Below are 21,981 nucleotides of genomic sequence, written 5' to 3'. Positions count from 1 at the left end.
CGACGCTGAAGCCCGCGCCCACATCCCAGAGGGAGAAGGCGATGGCCGTGGCTTTGAGACCACGTTCCTTCCGGTACGCCGCCAGGCCGTCCAGGAAAACGTTGGCCGCCGCGTAGTTCGCCTGTCCGGCCGTCAGCACCATGCCGCCGGCCGACGAGAACATCACAAACGCCTGGAGATCCCGGTCCTCGGTGAGCTCGTGCAGCCACCAGGCGGCGTCGGCCTTGGCCTTGAGCACGGTGTCGAAACGTTCCGGCGTCATGCTCGCCAGCACACCGTTGTCCCCGATGCCCGCCGCGTGCACGATGCCGGTCAGGTTGCCGATGCTGTCGACGAGTTCCGCGAGCGCGGCCCGGTCGGTGACGTCGCACGCCTTGACGTCGGCGCCGATTTCCGCCGCCAGCTCCCTTGCCCCTGGCGCGTCGAGGCCCCGGCGCGACACCAGCAGCAGCTTGGCCCCGTTCCCGGCGAGGTGCCGGGCGACGACCGCACCGATGCCACCCGTGCCACCCGTGATGAGGACCGTGCCCTCGGGGTCGAACTCGATCGGCTCCGGGGTGTCGCTCGCCGTCTGGTGCAGGCGCGGGACGTAGACCTCGCCGTGGCTGACTCTGGCTTCCGGCTCGTTCGCCGCAGCAATGCCGGCCAGCAGGGCGTCGTTCTCCGAGCCATCCGTCTCGACCAGCGTGAACCGGCCCGGGAATTCCGCCTGTGCCGCGCGGACCAGGCCCCAGACCGGAGCCTGAACGACATCCCCGCTCCTGGTGACGACGATCAGCGGCTCGGTTTTCTGGAGCCGGTCCAGCACGTCGGCCAGGAGCGCGCGGACCGCCGTCGGGACGTCGCCGTGCGGTGTTTCGCAGTTGATGATCTTCGGAGAGCCACCGCCTCCCCCGCCCACCCGGGTAGCAGAGGACACTAGCGCGCTGTCAAGCTCGGCGGCCGAGTTGTCCACAACCCCAGCGACGGTGCCGCCCGCGTTGTCCACAGGCGTGACCGTGATGCGGCGCCAGTCGATGCCATACAGCGGCGCAGCGCTCAACTGGCCGGACGACACCTCGCGACCGATCAGCGAGCCGATCGACAGCACCGGGCGGCCGGTCGGGTCGGCCACCCGCAGGGACAGCTCGCGATCGCCGTTCCGGCGGAGGTGCACCCGTACGGTCGTCGCGCCCACCGCGTGCAGGGCGACCTCGTTCCACGCGAACGGGATCGACGTGGAGTCCTCGGTGTTGCGCAGGATCGTGGCATGCAGCGCGGCGTCGAGCAGCGCGGGATGGATGCCGTAGCCGGACGGGGCCGCCGCATCGGGCAGGGTCACCTCGGCGTAGAGGTCGTCGCCGCGTACCCAGGCCTGGGAAAGCCCCTGGAAGGCGGGTCCGTAGGCGAAGCCGCGGGTGGCGATGTCCGCGTAGTCGACGACCAGCGGGGAAGCGTCGGCCGGGGGCCATTCGCTCAGGTCGAACGTGGCCGCGGGAGAAGCTGACAGGAAGCCCGCGGCGTGCTGGACCCAGGTCTGGCCGCCACCGCTGTGGATGGCGACCGGGCGGCGGCCGTCGTCGGCCCGGGCGCCCACGATCACCTGAAGCTGCAGGGGCTCGTCGGCCAGCACCAGCGGGGCGGCCAGGGTCAGCTCGTCCAGCGTCGGACAGCCGGCTTCGGCGCCCGCGCGCAGGGCCAGCTCGGCGAACGCGGCGCCGGGCAGCAGAACCGTGCCGAGGATGGCGTGGTCGGCGATCCAGGGCTGGGCCGAGCGGGTGAGGCGGCCGGTGAAGGTTGCGCCGCCGCCGGGGGACCAGACCGCCGCGCCGAGCAACGGGTGGTCGACCGCCGTCATGCCGAGCGCGGCCGGGTCGGCGGCGATCGTGGCCTCCAGCCAGAAGGGCTCGTGCTGGAAGGCGTACGTGGGAAGGGTGATCTTGCGGCCGGTGATCAGCGCGGACCAGTCGACCGGGACACCGGTGACATGGAGGCGGGCCAGCGCGGCCAGGAAGGTCTTCACCTCGTCGCGGTCGCGGCGCATAGCGGGGATGCCGCCCTCGACCAGGCCGGCGAGCACCGCGTCCGGGCCCAGTTCGAGGAACTTGGCGCCGTCCAGGCGGGCCATGTTGTCGGCGAAACGGACGGTGTCGCGGACGTGGTTCACCCAGTAGTCGACCGTGGTGATGTCACCGGTGGACACGACCGGGATCTGCGGCGGGTGGAAAGTGAGCCCCTCGATGGCGGCCCGGAAGTCCTCCAGCATCGGCTCCATCAGAACCGAGTGGAAGGCGTGGCTGACCGTGAGGCGCTTGGTCTTCTCGAACCGGGCCGCGATCGCTTCCACTTCATCCGACGCGCCGGAGATCACGACTGCGTGAGGGCCGTTGACCGCCGCGAGCGACACGCCCGGAGTAAGTGAAATGTCCGACTCGGCGGCTTGGATCGCCACCATCGCCCCGCCGGCGGGCAGGGCCTGCATCAGGCGGGCGCGGGCAGCGACCAGCGTGCACGCGTCCTCGAGCGACATGACACCGGCGACATGGGCGGCCGCGATCTCACCGATCGAGTGACCGGCCACGTAGTCGGGCTTCACACCCAACGATGAAGCCAGGCGGAACAGGGCCACTTCCAGGGCGAAGATGGCCGGCTGGGCGTTGCCGGTCCGGTCGAGGTCGTCGCCGATCTCCAGCCGCGCCACGACCTCGTCGTAGGCGGCCGCGAACACCGGGAACCGCTCGTAGAGCGCCGCCCCCATACCGGCCCGCTGCGAGCCCTGCCCGGTGAACAGAACCGCGAGGGGTGCCGTACCGCGAGCCCGGCCGGTGATGACGTCGGGTGTGTCCTCGCCGCCGGCGAAGGCGACCAGGCTCGCCGGGTTGAGCACCGCCCGGTACTCGAGGTCGGCCCGCGTGGTGGCCAGCGAGAAGGCGACGTCACGCGGGTCGGCGTCGGTCACGGCGAGCAGTCGCGAAGCCTGTGCGCGCAGGGCCTCGGGCGTCGCCGCGGACAGCAGCCACGGCTCGTCCCCGGTCGCCGGGCCACGGTCGGTGGCCGGGGCGACCGCCGGACCCTGCTCGAGGATCACGTGCGCGTTGGTGCCGCTGATGCCGAACGACGACACCGCGGACCGGCGGGAACCGGTCTTCTCCGGCCAGGGCGTCTCCGCGGTCACGAGAGACACCGAGCCGGCAGTCCAGTCGACGTGCTGCGAGGGCTCGTCGGCGTGCAGCGTGCGCGGCACCACCCCGTACCGCATCGCCTGCACCATCTTGATGACACCGGCGACACCGGCCGCGGCTTGCGTGTGCCCGATGTTCGATTTGATCGAGCCGAGCAGCAGCGGCGTTTCCCTTTCCTGCCCGTACGTGGCCAGGAGCGCCTGGGCCTCGATCGGGTCCCCGAGCGTGGTGCCGGTGCCGTGCGCCTCCAGCACGTCCACGTCACCGGTGTCCAGCCCGGCGCTCGCCAGCGCCTGACGGATGAGCCGTTGCTGCGAAGCGCCGTTCGGGGCGGTGAATCCGTTGGAGGCACCGTCCTGGTTGACGGCCGACCCCTTCACCACGGCGAGCACCTGGTGCCCGTTGCGCCGCGCGTCGGACAGCCGCTCGACCAGCAGGACGCCGACGCCCTCGGCCCAGCCCACACCGTCCGCGTCCGCGCCGAACGCCTTGCAGCGCCCGTCGACCGACAGCCCGCGCTGCTTGCTGAAGTCGATCAGCATGCCCGGCGTCGCCATCACGGTCGCGCCGCCGGCCAGCGCCAGATCGCACTCGCCCTGCCGCAGCGCCTGCGCCGCCAGGTGGATCGCGACCAGCGACGACGAGCAGGCCGTGTCCACGGTGACCGCCGGACCCTCGAAGCCGAACGTGTACGACACGCGGCCCGAGACGACACTGCCACCGGCCGTGGCCGCCGGGTTCACGTTGAGCGCGTAGTCGTGGTACATCACGCCGGCGAACACGCCCGTACGGCTGCCGCGCAGCGACGACGGGTCGATGCCCGCGTGCTCCACGGCTTCCCACGAGGTCTCGAGCAGAAGGCGCTGCTGCGGGTCCATGCTCAGGGCGTCGCGCGGCGAGATGCCGAAGAAGTTCGGGTCGAAGTCGGCCGCATCGCGCAGGAAGCTGCCCCGCCGGGTGTAGCTCTTGCCGTCCTTGCCCGGCTCCGGGTCGTACAGGCCGTCGATGTCCCAGCCGCGGTCGGCGGGCAGGTCGCCCACGGTGTCGACGCCGTCGAGCACCAGACGCCACAGGTCTTCCGGCCCGTGCACGTCTCCCGGGTAGCGGCAGGCCATGCCGACGATGGCGATCGGCTCGTCGGTGTGGATCCTCTCCGGGGCGGCCTCGGCCGTTCTACTCACGCCGCCGAGCGAGGTGTCGATGAGCTCCGCGACCGCCGTGGCTGTCGGGTAGTCGAACACCAGCGTGGCCGGAAGCGTGAGCCCGCTGCGGGCGGCGAGCTGGTTGCGCAGCTCGACGGCGGTCAGCGAGTCGAACCCGAGTTCCTGGAACGCCTTGCCCGGTTCGATCGCGTCCACCGAGCCGTGGCCGAGGACGGCCGCGACCTGCTCGCGTACGAGATCAAGGACCTTGCGCCGCCGCTCCCCCGGGGTGAGCCCCGCCAGACCCTCCTGGGCCGGGCTTTGCGTGGCCGCCCGCCGGACAGTGGGCGCCAGATCGCGGAGCAGCGCCGGCACCACATCGGTCCGGTTCCGCAGCGCCGCCGTGTCCACCTTGATCGGCACGACGGTCGAACGCGGCGAGGCGAGCGCGGCCTTGAAGAGCTCGAGCCCCTCGTCCGCCCCGATGACCGGCAGCCCCTGCTTGGCCATCCGGCGCCGGTCGGCGTCGGTCATGTCCTGGCCGAGACCGACTCCGACATCCCAGAGCGAGAAGGCGATGGCCGTGGCCTTGAGACCCAGTTCCTTCCGGTACGCCGCCAGGCCGTCCAGGAAGACGTTGGCCGCCGCATAGTTCGCCTGTCCCGCGGTCAGCACCATTCCGCCGGCCGACGAGAACATCACGAACGCCCGCAGATCACGGTCTTCCGTCAGCTCGTGCAGCCACCAGGCCGAGTCAGCCTTGGCCGCCAGCACACGGTCGAAACGTTTCGGTGTCATGGACGCCAGGACGCCGTTGTCCCCGATGCCGGCCGCGTGGACGATCCCGGTCAGGTTGTCGATGCTGTCGACGAGTTCCGCGAGCGCGGCCCGGTCGGTGACGTCGCACGCCTTGACCTGCGCTCCCAGTTCGTCGGCCAGCTCCCGCGCCCCCGGTGCGTCCAGGCCACGCCGCGAGACCAGCAACAGCTTGGCCCCGTCCCGGGCCAACTGGCGGGCGACGACGGCGCCGATGCCTCCCGTACCGCCGGTGATGAGGACCGTGCCCTCGGGGTCGAACTCGATCGGCTCCGGGGTGTCGTCGGTGGCCTGCTTGAGGCGCGGGACGAAGACCTCGCCCTTGCTGACCCTGGCTTCCGGCTCACCCGCCGCGGCGATGCCGGCCAGGAGGGCGTCGTTCTCCGTGCCGTCCGTCTCGACCAGCGTGAACCGGCCCGGGAATTCCGCCTGTGCCGCCCGGACAAGCCCCCAGACCGGCGCCTGAACGACATCCCCGCTCTTGGTGACGACGATCAGCGGCTCATCCTGCTGGACGTTTTCCAGCACTTCGGCCAGCAGCGTGCGAACCGCCGCCGGAACGTCGCCGCGCGGCGTTTCGCAGTTGATGATCTTCGGAGAGCCACCGCCTCCCCCGCCCACCCGGGTAGCAGAGGACATTACCGCGCTGTCAAGCCCGGAAGGCGAGTTATCCACAGGCGTCACCGTGATGCGGCGCCACTCGATCGCGTAGAGCGGGGCGTGCGCGGCGCCCAGCTGGTCGGAGGACACCTCGCGACCCACCATCGACCCCACCGACAGAACCGGCTGGCCCGACGGGTCGGCGATCACCAGCGAAACCTGGCGATCGCTGCCCCGCACCAGGTGGACGCGCACCGACGACGCACCGACGGCGTACAGGGTCACGTCGTTCCAGGCGAACGGCACGACCGTCGTCGCCCCGCCGTTCTGGGTCATCGCGCCGTGCAGGGCCGTGTCCAGCAGGGCGGGGTGGATGCCGTAGCCGTCGGTCGCCACACCCTCGGGCAGTGTCACCTCGGCGAAGACCTCGTCGCCGCGTACCCACGCCCGGGTCAGGCCCTGGAAAGCCGGGCCATAACCGAAACCACGAGCGGCCAGAGCCTCGTACGCCCCGGTCAGGTCGATCGGTTCCGCGTCCGCGGGCGGCCAGGCGGTCAGGTCGAACGTCGGCGCCGTCGCGGGGGTCAGGCGGCCGGAGGCGTGCTTCACCCACGCGCCGGCGGACTGGGAGTAGAGGTCGACCGTCCGCTCGCCGTCGGCGGCGGGAGCCGAGACCACGGCCTGGATCGGGACCGGCGTGGTGGTCAGCACGAGCGGCGCGGCCAGGGTCAGCTCACGCAGGGCGTCGCAGCCGACGGCGGCGCCGGCGCGGAGGGCGAGTTCGACCAGGCCGGCTCCGGGCAGCAGCACCGAGCCGAGGATCTCGTGGTCGGCCACCCACGGCTGGGTGGTCGAGGACAGGCGGCCGGTCAGGACGGCACCACCGTCGGGGGCCGGCACGACCACGCCGAGCAGCGGGTGGCCGGTGGTCTCCAGGCCGGGTGCGGCGACGGTGGTCTTGGCCGGGGGCCAGAATCCGGTGCGCTGGAACGGATAGGTGGGCAGGTCGATCCGGCGGCCGCCGGTCAGCAGCGGCGACCAGTCGACCGCGACACCGGTGACGTGCAGGCGGGCCAGAGCCGTCAGGAACGTCAGCTCCTCGTCGCGGTCGCGGCGCATCGCCGGCACACCGTCGTCGACCATCGCCGACAGCACCGCGTCCGGGCCGATCTCCAGGAACCGCGCGCCGTCGAGCTCCGCCACATTGTCAGCGAACCGGACCGTGTCCCGCACATGCGAAACCCAGTACGACGGATCGGTCACGTCACCTGTGGACACAATGGGGATCTGCGGTTCGTTGAACGTAAGTCCGTCGACGATCACGCGGAAGTCGTCCAACATCGGGTCCATCAGCACCGAATGGAACGCGTGCGACACCGTGAGCCGCTTGGTCTTCTCGAACCGAGCCGCGATCGCCTCGACCTCGTCCGACACACCGGAGATCACGACCGCGTTCGGGCCGTTCACGGCCGCGAGCGACACGCCCGGAGTAAGTGAAATGTCCGACTCGGCGGCCTGGATCGCGACCATCGCGCCACCGGCGGGCAGGGCCTGCATCAGGCCGGCACGCGCCGCGATCAGCTTGCAGGCGTCCTCGAGTGAGAGCACGCCGGCCACGTGAGCCGCGGCCACCTCGCCGATCGAATGGCCGGCCAGGTAGCCGGGCTTCACACCGAAGGAGGAGGCCAGGCGGAACAGGGCGACCTCGAGGGCGAAGATGGCCGGCTGGGCGTTACCGGTCTGGTTCAGATCAACGTGAACGTCGCCCAGCGGCCGGTCGAGCAACGGGTTCAGCTCGGCGGCCACGGCGTCGTAGGCCTCGGCAAAGGCCGGGAAACGGGCGTACAGCGAAGCACCCATCCCGGCCCGCTGCGAACCCTGACCGGTGAACAGGAAAGCGAGCGGCGCGTCGGACGCGACGCCCCGCGCCACCTCGACACCGTCGATCAACACGGTGCGGTGGTCGAACAACGCCCGCGAGGTGGCCAGGGAGAAACCGAGATCCAGCGGAGCCACCTCGGCGGGCAGCTGCGCGATCCGGGTGTCGAGCGCCGGCGCGGTCTTGGCCGACACCACCATCGGCACGCGCCCGGGCGGCGTGACCTCGGACGGAGCCGCGACCGGCGGACCGGCCTCGACGATCAGGTGCGCGTTGGTGCCGCTCACGCCGAACGACGACACCGCCGCCCGCCGCGGACGGTCGAGCGGGGGCCACGGCGTCTCGGCGGTCAGCAGTTCCACCGCGCCCGCCTCCCAGTCGACGTGTGTCGAGGGAGCGTCGATGTGCAGCGTGCGCGGCAGGGTGCCGTACCGCATCGCCATGATCATTTTGATGACACCGGCGACACCGGCCGCGGCTTGCGTGTGCCCGATGTTCGATTTGATCGACCCGAGCAGCAGGGGCGTTTCCCTTTCCTGCCCGTACGTGGCCAGGAGCGCCTGAGCCTCGATCGGGTCCCCGAGCGTGGTGCCGGTGCCGTGCGCCTCCACGACATCGACATCCTCGGAGCGCAGACCGGCCGAGGCGAGCGCCTGGCGAATGACACGCTGCTGTGAGGGGCCGTTGGGGGCGGTGAGCCCGTTGGACGCGCCGTCCTGGTTGACCGCGGAACCGCGCACCACGGCCAGGATCCGGTGCCCGTTGCGGACGGCGTCGGACTGCCGCTCCAGCACCAGCATGCCCGCGCCCTCGGCCCAGCCGACACCGTCGGCCGAGTCGGCGAACGACTTGCACCGTCCGTCGGCCGAGAGCCCGCGCTGCCGCGAGAACGCCACGAACGTACCCGGCGTCGACATCACCGTGACACCGCCGGCCAGCGCGAGCGAGCACTCCCCCTGGCGCAGCGCCTGCGCGGCCAGGTGCATGGCGACCAGCGACGACGAGCAGGCCGTGTCAACGGTGACCGCCGGACCCTCGAAGCCGAACGTGTACGACACACGGCCCGACGCAATGCTCGGCGAGCTGGCCGTGCCCTGGTAGCCCTCGTGCTCGGCGCCCAGCAGCGTGCCGTAGTCGTTGTACATGACACCGGCGAACACGCCGGTGCGGCTGCCGCGCAACGAGTGCGGGTCCACGCCCGTACGCTCGAGCGCCTCCCACGAGGTCTCCAGCAGCAGCCGCTGCTGGGCGTCGGTGGCGACGGCCTCGCGCGGTGACATGTCGAAGAACGCCGGGTCGAACTGGTCGGCATCGTGCAGGAAGCCGCCATGCCGCGTGTACGTGGTGCCGGTGCGTTCCGGGTCGGTGTCATAGAGCGCGTCGACGTCCCAGCCGCGGTTGCCCGGGAACTCGCTGATCGCGTCGGTGCCGTCCAGCACGAGCCGCCACAGGTCCTCGGGCGACGTGATCCCGCCCGGATAGCGGCAGGCCATGCCCACGACCACGATCGGGTCGTCGTCTGTGGCGATCGGCGCGGGCAGGTCGGCCACGACGTCGGCCCCGAACAGTTCCTCGCCGAGGAAGGTGGCCAGCGCGGTCACGCTCGGGTAGTCGAACACCACCGTGGCGGGCAGCCGCAGCCCGGTCTCGGTGCCGATGCTGTTGCGCAGCTCGACCGCGGTGAGCGAGTCGAAGCCGAGGTCCCGGAAGGCGCGGTTCACGTCGACAGCGGTGGTGCCGGTGTGGCCGAGCACGTCGGCAACGCGGCCACGAACCAGTTCGACCAGGGCGTCGGCGCGTTCGGCGGCGGCGAGCCCGGCCAGGCGGGTGCGCAGCCCGGTGGTGGCGCCGGTTCCGGCCGCGGCCCGGCGCGTGCGGACCCGGACAAGCCCGCGCAGGCGAGCCTCGATCTCACCCCGCGCCCGTACGGCGGTCAGGTCGAGCCGGATCGGCACCAGCGCCGCGACACCGATGTCAACGGCGCGGTCGAGCAGCCGCAGACCGGCTTCGACGGCCAGCGGGGGCATGCCGGAGCGGGCCATGCGGGCCAGGTCGACGTCGGACAGGGTGCTGGTGAGACCGGCCGAGGGAGCCCACGGTCCCCAGGCCAGCGCGATCGTGGCCGGTCGCCGCAGGGCGAGCGCGTCGAGGAAGGCGTTGCCGGCGGCGTAGTTGGCCTGCCCCGGGATGCCGAACGTGCCGGCCGCCGACGAGAACAGAACCAGCGGCACCGACGCGGGCAGCAGCTCGCTGAGGTGCCAGGCGGCGTCCACCTTGGGCCGCAGCACCGCGTGCAGCCGGTCCGGGGCCAGCGACCCGATCACGCCGTCGTCGAGCACACCGGCCGCGTGCACCACGGACGTGACCTGGTGCTCGGCGAGCACCGCAGCAAGCGCGTCCCGGTCAGTGACATCGCAGGCCACCACGGTCACGTCGAAGTCGAACTCGCCCGCCGCGCCAACCTCACGCCGGCCGTCCGGGCCGTCACCGCCACGCCGGCCGATCGGGGCGTCACCGTCACGCCGGCGCAGGGAGTCGAGCTCGGCCGGGACGTCGCCGCCGCGCCGGCTCAGGAGCACGAGCTTGCGCACGCCGTGCTCGGTCACCAGGTGCCGCGCGACCAGCTTCCCGAGGCCGCCGGTGCCACCGGTGACAAGCACCGAGTCGCCCCACACGAAGGGCTCGGCGGAGGCGGCGGTCGCCCGAGCCAGGCGGGCGGCCAGGATCTCGCCGTCGCGCAGAGCCAGCTCGGGTTCGTCAGAGGCGAACGCGGCCGGGATCAATGACTCGTCGTCGGCGTCGACCAGCGCGAACCGCCCCGGGTTCTCGGTCGTCGCGGTGCGCACGAGTCCCCACACGGCGGCCGCGGCCGGGTCGGCCCCGGTGGTCGCGCCGCGGGTGACGATGGTGAGCCGCTGCCCCTCGAACCGCTCGTCAGACAGCCACTGCTGCACCAGGCCGAGGGCGCGCTCGGTGAGCGCGTGAGCGGAGGCCGCCGCGTAAAACGGGCGCTCAGCCGGCTCGTGGGCCGAAGAGGTCGGGCCGGCTGCGGCGCCGGAGGCGAGTCGGACCATGACACCGGTGCCGCCGGGGGCGTCAGCCAGGTCGATGACCTCGGCGATCGGCCCGGGCAAGGACGAAACCGATTCCGTGACCGGCGTCCACCCCAGCTCGAACAGCGAGTCGGCCGTGTCGTCATCTGTGGTCGTGGCGGGCTCGCGGGTGGACAGCGCCTCGACGGTGGCTACGGCAGCGCCGGTCGGGTCGGCCACGGCGATCGCTGTCGCACCGCCGGCGCCTGGGGTGAGGCGGACGCGCAGGGAGGTTGCCCCGGTCGCGTGCAGGGACACGCCCTGCCAGGCGAAGGGCACGCCGTTGCCCGCCCCGGCGAAACGCGCGGCGTGCAGGGCGGCGTCGAGCAGCGCCGGGTGCAGTCCGAAACCGATGACGTCGGCGCCGTCGGGCAGCGCGACCTCGGCGAACAGCTCGTCGCCGCGCCGCCAGACCGCGCGCAGGCCCCGGAAGAGCGGGCCGTATCGGAAGCCGTCCTCGGCGAATCGCTCGTAGAAACCGTCGAGGTTCTCCGGGGCGGCGTCGACCGGCGGCCACGCCGTGGCGTCGAACGAGGATGTCGAGGCGCCCGGGGCCAGGACACCGGTGGCACAGGGCTTCCACGGCGAAGCGTCATCGCCCCGGAAGTGGACGGTCACGGCGCAACGGCCGGCCGGGTCGGGCTCGGCCACACGGACCTGGATCCCCACCGCACCCGTCTCGGGCAGCACGACCGGGGCGGTCAGGGTGAGGTCATCGATCCGGCCGGCGCCCACTTCGTCCCCGGCCCGGGTCAGCAGCTCGACGAAGGCGGTTCCGGGCAGCAGGATCCGGTCGCCGACGACGTGTTCGGCGAGCCAGGGCTGGGTCCGGACCGAGAGCGTGCTGGTGAACAGGTGACCGTGGCCGTCGGCGAGCTCGACGGCCGCGCCGAGCAGGGGGTGGTCGCTGCCGGGGAGGGCGGCGGCCTGGGCCGAGGGCCAGAAGCGCTGGTGGTCGAACGCGTAGGTGGGCAGCTCAACGCGACGGCCGCCGGTGAAGAACGGCGACCAGTCGACCGCGACACCGGTGACGTGCAGACGGGCCAGAGCCGTCACGAAGGTCTGCTCTTCGTCCCGATCGCGGCGCATCGAAGGCACGCCGCCGTCGACCATCGCCGACAGCACCGCGTCCGGGCCGATCTCCAAGAAGCGCGCGCCGTCGAGCCGCGCCACATTGTCGGCGAACCGGACCGTGTCCCGGACATGCGAAACCCAGTACGACGGGTCGGTCACGTCACCTGTGGACACAATGGGGATCTGCGGCTCGTTGAACGTAAGTCCGTCGACGATCACACGGAAGTCATCCAGCATCGGGTCCATCAGCACCGAATGGAACGCATGCGACACCGCGAGCCGCTTCGTCTTCTCGAACCGAGCCGCGATCGCCTCGACCTCGTCCGACGCACCGGAGATCACGACCGCGTTCGGGCCGTTGACCGCCGCGAGCGACACGCCCGGAGTAAGTGAAATGTCCGACTCGGCGGCCTGGATCGCGACCATCGCGCCACCGGCGGGCAGGGCCTGCATCAGGTCGGCCCGCGCCGCGATCAGCTTGCAGGCGTCCTCGAGTGAGAGCACGCCTGCCACGTGAGCCGCGGCCACCTCGCCGATCGAATGGCCGGCCAGGTAGTCGGGCTTCACACCGAAGGAGGAGGCCAGGCGGAACAGGGCGACCTCGAGGGCGAAGATCGCGGGCTGGGCGTTACCGGTCTGGTCCAGATCAACGTGGACGTCGCCCAGCGGCTGGTCGAGCAACGGGTTCAGCTCGGCGGCGACAGCGTCGTAGGCCTCGGCAAAGGCCGGGAAACGGGCGTACAGCGCAGCGCCCATCCCGACCCGCTGCGAACCCTGACCGGTGAACAGGAAAGCGAGCGGCCCGTCGGACGCGACGCCCCGCGCCACCTCGACACCGTCGACCAGCACCGCACGGTGGTCGAGCCGCGCCCGCGTGGTGGCGAGGGAGAAGCCCAGATCCAGCGGTGTCACGTCGGACGGCAACCGCGCGATCTGGCCGTCGAGCGAGGCCGCGGACTTGGCCGAAACGAGCATCGGAACCGGCCCGCCCGCGACAACCGCCGACGAAGCGACAGCCGCCCGCGAAACGAGAGCCGACGGCGAAGCGACAGCCGCCGACGAAGCAACAGCCGCCGACGAAGCATCGTCGACCAGCGCAGCGTCACCCGCCGGCGCGGCGTCGACCGCCGGAGCCGGGGCGGCCTCGACGATCACGTGCGCGTTCGTGCCGCTCACGCCGAACGACGACACCGCCGCCCGCCGCGGGGAGTCGGACGAAGGCCAGGGCCGGCTCTCGCGTACGAGGGAAACCGCCCCCGCGGACCAGTCCACCCGCGACGACGGGGTCGTGGCGTGCAGCGTCTGCGGCACCACGCCGTACCGCATGGCCATGACCATTTTGATGACGCCGGCGACACCGGCCGCGGCCTGGGTGTGCCCGATGTTCGACTTGATCGAGCCGAGCAACAGGGGACGATCGGCCGGCCGCGAGACCCCGTACGTGGAAAGCAGTGCCTGAGCCTCGATCGGGTCACCCAGCCGGGTTCCCGTGCCGTGCGCCTCCACCACATCCACATCAGCGGCCTGCAGGCCGGCGGACGCCAGCGCGGCCCGGATCACCCGCTGCTGCGACGGCCCGTTCGGGGCGGTCAGCCCGTTCGAGGCGCCGTCCTGGTTGACCGCCGAGCCGCGCAGCACACCGAAGATCTCGTGCCCGTTGCGCTCGGCGTCCGACAGCCGTTCCAGCACCAGCTGGCCGATGCCCTCCGACCAGCCCACGCCGTCGGCGTCGTCCGAGAACGCCTTGCAGCGCCCGTCGGCCGACAGCCCGCGCTGCCGGGCGAACTCGACGAACGCGTGCGGCGTCGACATGATCGTGACGCCGCCGGCCAGCGCGAGGTCGCACTCGCCGCCGCGCAGTGCCTGCGCGGCCAGGTGCATCGCCACCAGCGACGACGAGCAGGCGGTGTCGACCGAGACGGCCGGGCCCTCGAAGCCGAACGTGTACGAGATGCGGCCGGACAGCACGCTGGCGATCAGGCCGGTGTCGGTGTGCCCCTCGGAGGCGGGCAGCAGGTCGGCGTAGTCCTGGCCGTTGGTGCCGGCGAAAACGCCGGTGCGGCTGCCCCGCAACGATTGCGGGTCGATGCCGGCCCGCTCGAGCGCCTCCCACGTGACCTCGAGCAGGAGCCGCTGCTGCGGGTCCATGCCGAGCGCCTCGCGCGGCGAGATGCCGAAGAACGCCGGGTCGAAGTCGGCTTGGCCGTCGAGGAACCCGCCGTGGTCGGGCAGGTCGAGATCGCCCAGCGCGCTCAGGTCCCAGCCGCGGTCGGCCGGGAACCCGGAGACCGCGTCCCGGCCGTCGGCGACGAGCTGCCACAGCTGCTCGGGCGACGTCACGCCGCCCGGGAAGCGGCAGGCCAGGCCGACGATCGCGATCGGTTCGCCGCGGCGCGCCTCGAGTTCCTGCACGCGTTCGCGGGCTCGCCGCAGATCCGCAGTAGCTCGCCGCAGGTATCCGACGATCTTTTCCTGCTGCTCGTCCGGCACTGATCCGCCCTCGTTTCCGGGGAGATTGGTCATGCGAAGTCCTGGAGCTCTTCGTCGATGATCGCGAACAGGTCGTCGACCGAGGCGGTGCTGATGTCCGCCTCGGGCTTGCGGGCTGCCGGTTGGGCGCGCAGTCCCGCGAGGATGTTTTCCAGCCGGGTGGCCAGCATCTGCCGGTCGGCTCCGTCGGCTCCGGCCAGCGCCGTCTCGAAACGCTCGAGTTCGGCCGTGGGTGTGCCGACGGCTTCTCCGCCGCCGAGGTTGCTCAGCAGATAGGTGGCCACGGCCCGGGGTGTGGGGTGGTCGTAGACCAGCGACGGTGGCAGGTCGAGCCCGGTCGCCTTGTGCAGGCGGTTCCGCACCTCGACCGCGGTCATCGAGTCGAAGCCCTGGTCGCGGAAGGACTTGTCGAGCCCGATCGCGGCACCGGTGTCATGCCCGAGGACCGCCGCCACCTCGGCGCGCACCAGGTCCTCGACTTCCCGCCCGCTGAAGTGCCGAGGGGTGCCGGCCGAAGGGGCCGGAGCCGCGGTGACGAATCCGGAGAGCAGGGCGCTCGGCCGCGCGGTGGTGAAGCCGGGGACGAAGCGGTCCCAGTCGATGTCGGCCACGGTCAGGGTGACCGCGTCCTCCTCCAGCGCCCGTCGCATGGCCAGCAGCGCCAGGTCAGGGTCCATCGGCAGCACGCCGCGTCGCCGCATGGCGGCCGCTACCGCCGGATCGGAGGCCAGTCCCGCGCCGGCCCAGGCGCCCCAGGCGATGCTGACGGCCGGACGGCCCTCGGCCCGCCGCTGCTGGGCCAGACCGTCGAGGAACGCGTTCGCCGCCGAATACCCCGGCTGGCCACCGCTGCCCCAGGTGGCCGCCCCGGACGAGAACATCACGAACGCATCGAGGTCCCCCGCCAGCTCGTGCAGGTTCTGAGCGGCAGTGGCTTTTGCCCGTACGAGGGCAGCCAGGCTCGCGGAGTCGAGTGTCTCGATGGGTCCGTCACCGGTGTCAACGCCCGCCGCGTGGAACACCGCGTCCACCGGGTGCTCGGCCAGCAGAGCGGCCAGGGCGTCCCGGTCGGCCACGTCGCAGGCGGCCAGCGTCACCTTGACGCCGAGCCCCTCCAGGTCGGTGCGCAGCTTGTCGGCGCCGTCCGCTCCCGGACCGCGGCGGCTCACCAGCACAAGATGCTCGGCACCTCGCCCGGCCAGCCAGCGCGCAACCCGCCCACCGAGACCACCCGTGCCACCGGTGACAAGCACAGTTCCGCGCGACCGCCACGGCTTGTTTCCCGGCGTCGCCGCCGAGGCACGGACAAGCCTTCGCCCGTACGCCGTACCGCCGCGCAACGCGATCTGGTCCTCGCCCGCACACGCGCCGGCAAGAACCCGCGCGATCGCGTCCGTTGCGGACATGTCACCGGCGGACATGTCACCGGTCGACAAGGAAGCGGCGGGGGCACCGGCGGACGACGAGGTGGTAGACGAGGCGCCGGCGGACAAGGGGGTGGCGGAAGGCAGGTCGATCAGGCCGCCCCACCGACGGGGAAACTCCAGCGCGGCGACCCGCCCGAGCCCCCACACCGCGGTCGAATCGGGCGAGCTCACCACGTCGCCCGGCGCGGCCGCGACCGCTCCCCGGGTCACGCACCACAGCGGGGCATCGATGCCGGCCGCCCCGAGCGCCTGGATCAGCTCGATCGTCCGGGTGAGTCCGCCGGGGTGCGCCGCCGGCATGGCAAGCAGCGACAACACCCCGGCGAAGTCCTCCCCGCCCGAACCCTGGTCGAAGGCGGTCACGGGATCGCGATGACGAGCCCGCGTCGGGTCACCGAAGACAACGACTTCGCGCGGCACGGCGTCCGGGAGGGGCACCTCGGTCTCCGCGTCCGGCACGACTACAAGCCACCGCCCTGCCGGGCCCGAACCGATCCCATTGTCGAACGCGGCCGGGCGCGAGCCGACAGAAGCACCAGCCGCGCCCGCAGAAGCACCAGCTGCGCCCGCAGAAGCACCAGGCGCGCCGGCAGAAGGACCGGCCGCGCCGGAACCGGCAGCGGGTTCGAGCCGCTGCCACGATTCGCGGTAGCACCAGCCGTCGACCGTGGAGTGGCGTCGCTGGCGGTCGCGCCACGAGGTCAGGGCCGGCCGCAGCACGCCTTCGACCGAGGCGTCCACCCGCAACGCCGCCCCGAGGCCGCCGTTGTCGACCAGCGACCAGAACGCGTCGTCGCCGCCCGCCACCGCCCGCGCCGGGGCTTCGGGCCAGAACCGGCGGCGCTGGAACGGATAGGTGGGCAGGCTGACCCGGCGGGCGCCCGGGAAGAACGCCGCCCAGTCGATCGGCACTCCCGCCACGTGCAGGCGGCCCAGGGCGGTGACGACCGAGAGTTCCTCGTCGGTGTCCTTGCGGAGCATCGGCACCGCCACGGCGGCCGGCGCCAGCTCGGCCACCAGCGGCGTGAGCACGGCGCGCGGGCCGAGCTCGAGGAACGTCCCGACGCCCTCGTCGACCAGGCGAGTGACCGTGTCGGCGAACCGGACCGCGTCGCGCACGTGGTCGACCCAGAACTGGGGCGAGGTCATGTCACCGGCCGCGACCACCGGGATGACCGGCGGGTGGAAGGTGAGTTCGGCGACCACCGCGGCGAAGTCGGCCAGCATCGGGGTCATCAACGGCGAGTGGAAGGCGTGCGAGACGTTGAGCCGAGTCGACTCGCGACCGAGCCGGTCGAGCACGGCCTGCACCTCGTCCTCGGCGCCGGAGACGACCACCGACGCCGGCCCGTTGACCGCGGCCAGCGACACGTTCGCGGTGAGCAGCGGCAGCACCTCGGCCTCGGACGCGCGGACGGCCACCATCGCGCCACCGGCGGGCAGCGCCTGCATGAGCCGGGCGCGGGCGCTCACCAGCGTGCAGGCGTCGTCCAGCGAGAGGATGCCGGCCACGTGGGCCGCGGCGATCTCACCGATCGAATGGCCGGCCAGGTAGTCGGGCTTCACGCCGAGAGACGAAGCCAGGCGGAAGAGGGCCACTTCGAGGGCGAAGATGGCCGGCTGCGCGTTGCCGGTCCGGTCGAGATCGTCGCCGATGTCCAGCCGGGTCAGCACCTCGTCGTAGGCGGCGGCGAAGGCGGGGAACCGCGCGTGCAGCGTGCGACCCATCCCCTCGCGCTGCGAGCCCTGACCGGCGAACAGCACCGCGAGCGTGTCACCGGTGGCAACGCCGCGGGCCACCTCGGTGAGGCCGTCCGGCCCGGCCACCAACGCGGCCCGGTGCTCGAGGTGCGCGCGCCCGGTGGCCAGGGAGAATCCGACGTCGTACGCGTCCTCGCCACTGAGTGAAGCGATCTGCGCATCCAGGGCCGGCGTCGAGGCGGCCGAGACGACCAGAGGTACCCAGGCCGGGGGCTCCGAAGAAAGCGAGGAGGAGGACGAGGAAGAAGCCTGCTCCAGGATGACGTGCGCATTGGTGCCGCTGATACCGAACGCGGACACCCCGGCCCGCCGCGGCCGATCCACCGAGGGCCACGGCGTGGAATCCACAGCCAGCTCGACCGCTCCCGACGCCCAGTCCACATGGGACGACGGCGAGGAGGCGTGCAGCGTACGGGGAACAACGCCGTGTCGCATCGCCTGCACCATTTTGATGACACCGGCGACACCGGCCGCGGCCTGCGTGTGCCCGATGTTCGACTTGACCGAACCGAGCAGCAGGGGCGAAGAGCGGTCCCGTCCGTACGTGGAAAGCAGTGCCTGGGCCTCGATCGGATCGCCCAGCGAGGTGCCGGTGCCGTGCGCCTCGACCACGTCGACATCCGCGGAGCGCAGACCGGCCGAGGCGAGCGCCTGCCGGATGACCCGCTGCTGCGACGGCCCGTTGGGTGCGGTGAGCCCGTTCGAGGCACCGTCCTGGTTGACCGCCGAGCCACGCAGCACCGCGAGCACCTCGTGCCCGTTGCGCTCGGCGTCGGAGAGCCGCTCGAGCAGCAGGAACCCGACGCCCTCGGACCAGCCGGTGCCGTCGGCGTCCTCCGAGAACGCCTTGCAGCGCCCGTCCGCGGCCAGGCCGCCCTGCTGGGTGAACTCGATGAACGTGCGGGGCGTCGACATGACGGTCACGCCCCCGGCCATCGCCAGGTCGCACTCGCCCGCGCGCAGCGCCTGCCCGGCCAGGTGCAGGGCGACCAGCGACGACGAGCAGGCGGTGTCGACGCTGACGGCCGGGCCTTCCAGGCCGAGCGTGTAGGCGACGCGGCCCGAGACGACGCTGCCGGCCGTGCCGATCCCCCAGTACGCCTCGGTCCCGGTCGGCGGCGCGGGCAGGTCGGCGCCGTAGTCGTGGTACATGACGCCCGCGAAGACGCCGGTGCGGGTGCCGCGCAGCGATCGCGGGTCGATGCCGGCCCGCTCGGCCAGCTCCCACGTGGTCTCGAGCACGAGCCGCTGCTGCGGGTCCATGGCCAGCGCCTCGCGCGGCGAGATGCCGAAGAACTCGGCGTCGAACTCGGCCGCGTCGGGCAGGAAGCCGCCGACCCGGGTCGCGCTGGCCCCGGCGTGCAGAGTGTCCAGGTCCCAGCCGCGGTCGGCCGGGAACTCGCCGAGCGCCTCGCCACCCGCACCGACCAGCTGCCACAGGTCTTCGGGGGTGCGGATGCCGCCGGGGAAGCGACAGGCCATCCCGACCACGGCGATCGGCTCGTCCGGCACCCCCGCCCCGAGGTCGATCGGCTCCGGCTCGTCGGCCCGGCCGAGCAGGGCCGCCCGCAGGTGCCCGGCCAGCGCCTCGACGGTCGGGTAGTCGAAGACGACCGCACCCGGCAGGGTCAGGCCGGTCGCCGCGATGAGCCGGTCCCGCAGCTGGACCGCGCCGACCGAGGTCACACCGAGCTCGCGGAACGTGCGTCCGGCGGTTCGGCCGTCGACCGGCATGCCGAGCACCTCGGCCGCGGCGCGCTGCACCAGCCCGAGAATGACGGACGCCGGGCGTGCGGCCAGCTGCGCGCGCAACTCGGACTGCTCCTGCTCGTCCAGGTGCGGCCGCGGGGTGAGGTCGACCAGGTCGCGCAGCAGCAGGGGAACCGTGCCGTCATCGACCAGGTCGAGACCGGCCAGCCGCAGCACGACACAGCCGGCCAGGTCCATCCGGGCGGCCAGGTCGAACAGGGCCAGACAGTCCGGGACCGGCAGCGACGTGTCCCAGGCGACGCTGGTCGCGGGCAGGCCCCGGTCGCGGCGGAAGCGGGCGAACGCGTCCAGGTAGGCGGCGGTCGCGGCCTCTTCGGGGTGGCGGGGCCGGCCGAGCGCGCCCGGCACCGATCCCAGCAGGACGAACGCGGCGAGGTCGGCGTCGGCGGTCAGCTCGTGCAGATTGGCCACGCCGGTCGCGATCGCGTCGAAGCCGGTCCGCCACTCGGCGTCCCCGTGCACCACGGCCGTCACCGGCCGGCGGGTCTTGCCGAGCGCGGCCTGCAGGGCGACGCGGTCGGTCACGTCGCAGTCGGCCAGCACCGGCTTGGCGCCCAGCTCGTGCAGGTCGGCCATCAGTCGCGCAGTGGTGTCGTCGGAGGGGCCGAGCAGCAGCAGATGCTTGGCGCGGTAGGCGGTGACCAGATGCTTGACCAGCTCGACACCACGCGGTCCGGTGGCTCCGGCGATCACGACGGTGCCGCGCGGGTCGAGCCGGGGGCCGGCCCCGCTGTCGACGGCCGTGGAGACGCGCGTCAGGCGAGGAACAAGAGCGATTCCTCCCCGTACGGCAATCTGGGGTTCGCCGGTGGCCACGGCCTCGGCCAGCAGCTCCGGGGACGGGTCGTCGTCGACATCCACGATCTGGATCCGGTCGGGGTGCTCGGCCTGGACCGCCCGGAGCAGTCCCCAGGCGGAGGCGTGCGCGAGGTCGCCGATCGGCTCGCCGTCACCGGTGGACACGGCCCCGCGGGTGACCAGCACGAGGCGAACGGCGGAAGGGTCCTGGTCGTGAAGCCAGGCCTCGATGACACCGGTGACCTCACGCCGGGCCTCGACGGCGGTCGTGAACCCGGCCGGTGCCAGGGAAACGACTGAGACATCGGAGCCGTCCGCAGCCGCCGCCACAGAAGAGAGGGGCGTGGAGGGCAGGGGGGACCACGCGATCCGCAGCAGCGACTCGTGCTGGCCGCTGGCCGCCGCGCGCAACCGGGCCGGCCGGTCGAGCAGCAGATGCCGGGTGATCTTGCCGGACGAGGTGCGCGGGATCTCGTCGATCTCGTACAGCTCCTCGGGCACCTTGAACCCGGACAGCCGGTCGCGGCAGGCGGCGAACAACTCCTCGGCGTCGAACCCGGACGGCCCGGGCACGACGAACGCGATCGGCACCTCGCCCAGCACGTCGTGCGGCCGGCCCACGACCGCGGCGTCGGCCACCCCCGGAACCGAGAGCAGGACCTCCTCGATCTCGGCCGGGTGCATGTTCTCGCCGCTGCGGATGATCAGCTCACGGCTGCGGCCGGTGATGGTGAGGTAGCCGAATTCGTTGCCGCGGGCCAGATCCCCGGTGTGGTACCAGCCGCCGGCCGTGGCCTCGGCCGTCGCCTCGGGCTGGTTGTGGTAGCCCAGCATCAGGCTCGGCCCGCGCACCCAGACCTCGCCCTCGGTGCCGGCCGGCACGTCCAAGCCGGTCTCGGGGTCCACCACGCGCAGGCCCAGACCGGGCACCGGCAGGCCGCACGAGCCGTCCACCCGGGCGCCGGTCGGCCAGTTCACCGCCATCAGCCCGCACGTCTCGGTGCTGCCGTAGCCGTCGATCAGCGGGACGCCGAAGGTCTGCTCGAACGAGTCGCGCAGGGCGCCCGGGCAGATCGAGCCCGCGGTCAAGCACAGTCGAAGCGAGCTGACATCCAGTGGTTCCGAAGCGGAAGCGGCCGCCGCGGCGCCGACCAGGTAGTGGTACATCGCGGGCACGCCGGCCATGAAGGTGTAACGGTCCTCGCGCAGCGCGCCCAGGATGTCCTGCGGCGTGAAGCTGTCGAGCAGGCGGGCGGTGGCGCCGACCGTGGTCACGCCGAGCACGCAGAGGATGTGGGCCAGGCTGTGGTGCAACGGCAGCGGCCAGAGCACCTTGTCGTCCTCGTTCAGGCCGACGATCGGGGCGTAGCAGGCGGCGATCGACCACTGGCAGCTGCGCTGGGTCGAGATGACGCCCTTCGGGTTCCCGGTCGTGCCCGAGGTGTAGAGCATGTACGCCGGATCGTCGAGTCCCTGGTCGTCGCGCGGGGGCGCGGCCGGCTCGGTGGTGGCGAGCTCCTCGAAGGACAGCAGGCCGCGGGAACCCGTACGGGGAAGGCTCTCCGGTCCGGTGACGACGACGCGCAGGTGCGATCGGCCGGGCAGCAACCGCCGGACCTGATCGAGGTGAGCGGCGTCGGTGATGATGACGCGGGCGCCGCTGTCGTCGAGCGCGTACGCGAGCTCGGCCCCGCTGGCGGCCGGGTTGAAGGGCACCACGACGCCACCGGCCCGGGAGACGGCCACGAACGCCTCGACGACCTCGACCCGGTTACCCAGGAAGATCATCGCCCGGTCGCCCGGCTGCAGCCACAGACCGGACAGATGACCGGCCAGACGGCGGGTACGACGTTCCAGTTCGCCGTACGTGACCTCGCGCCGCCGATCGGCGAACGCGACCTTCCGCGGGCGCTGTACGGCGTGCTCCCGCACGATTTCGCACAGCGGGCGAATCAATTCGGCGCGCAGCAT

The 21,981-nt window shown here is 72.4% G+C and carries 2 protein-coding genes (1 of these 2 cut by a window edge); both read right to left on the bottom strand.

Annotated elements, in window-relative coordinates:
* Positions 1-14,287: the 5' portion of a type I polyketide synthase gene (locus KOI35_RS10060; protein WP_215785886.1), read on the bottom strand. It extends 12,968 nt beyond the left edge of the window; 14,287 of the gene's 27,255 nt are visible here — the first part of the coding sequence; the start codon lies at positions 14,285-14,287; its stop codon lies beyond the left edge, outside the window.
* The gene (locus KOI35_RS10055) at positions 14,284-21,981 is read right to left on the bottom strand and encodes a type I polyketide synthase (RefSeq protein WP_215785885.1); all 7,698 of its coding nucleotides are present in this window, start codon (positions 21,979-21,981) and stop codon (positions 14,284-14,286) included. Before KOI35_RS10055 ends, KOI35_RS10060 begins: the two co-directional genes overlap by 4 nt.

Source organism: Paractinoplanes bogorensis, from assembly GCF_018829635.1.
Taxonomy (GTDB): domain Bacteria; phylum Actinomycetota; class Actinomycetes; order Mycobacteriales; family Micromonosporaceae; genus Actinoplanes; species Actinoplanes bogorensis.
This window is presented reverse-complemented; position numbering and strand designations above follow the sequence as displayed.

Coding starts and splice junctions, on each gene's coding strand:
- KOI35_RS10055 (WP_215785885.1), bottom strand. CDS start 21,981: ATGCTGCGCGCCGAATTGATTCGCCCGCTGTGCGAAATCGTGCGGGAG.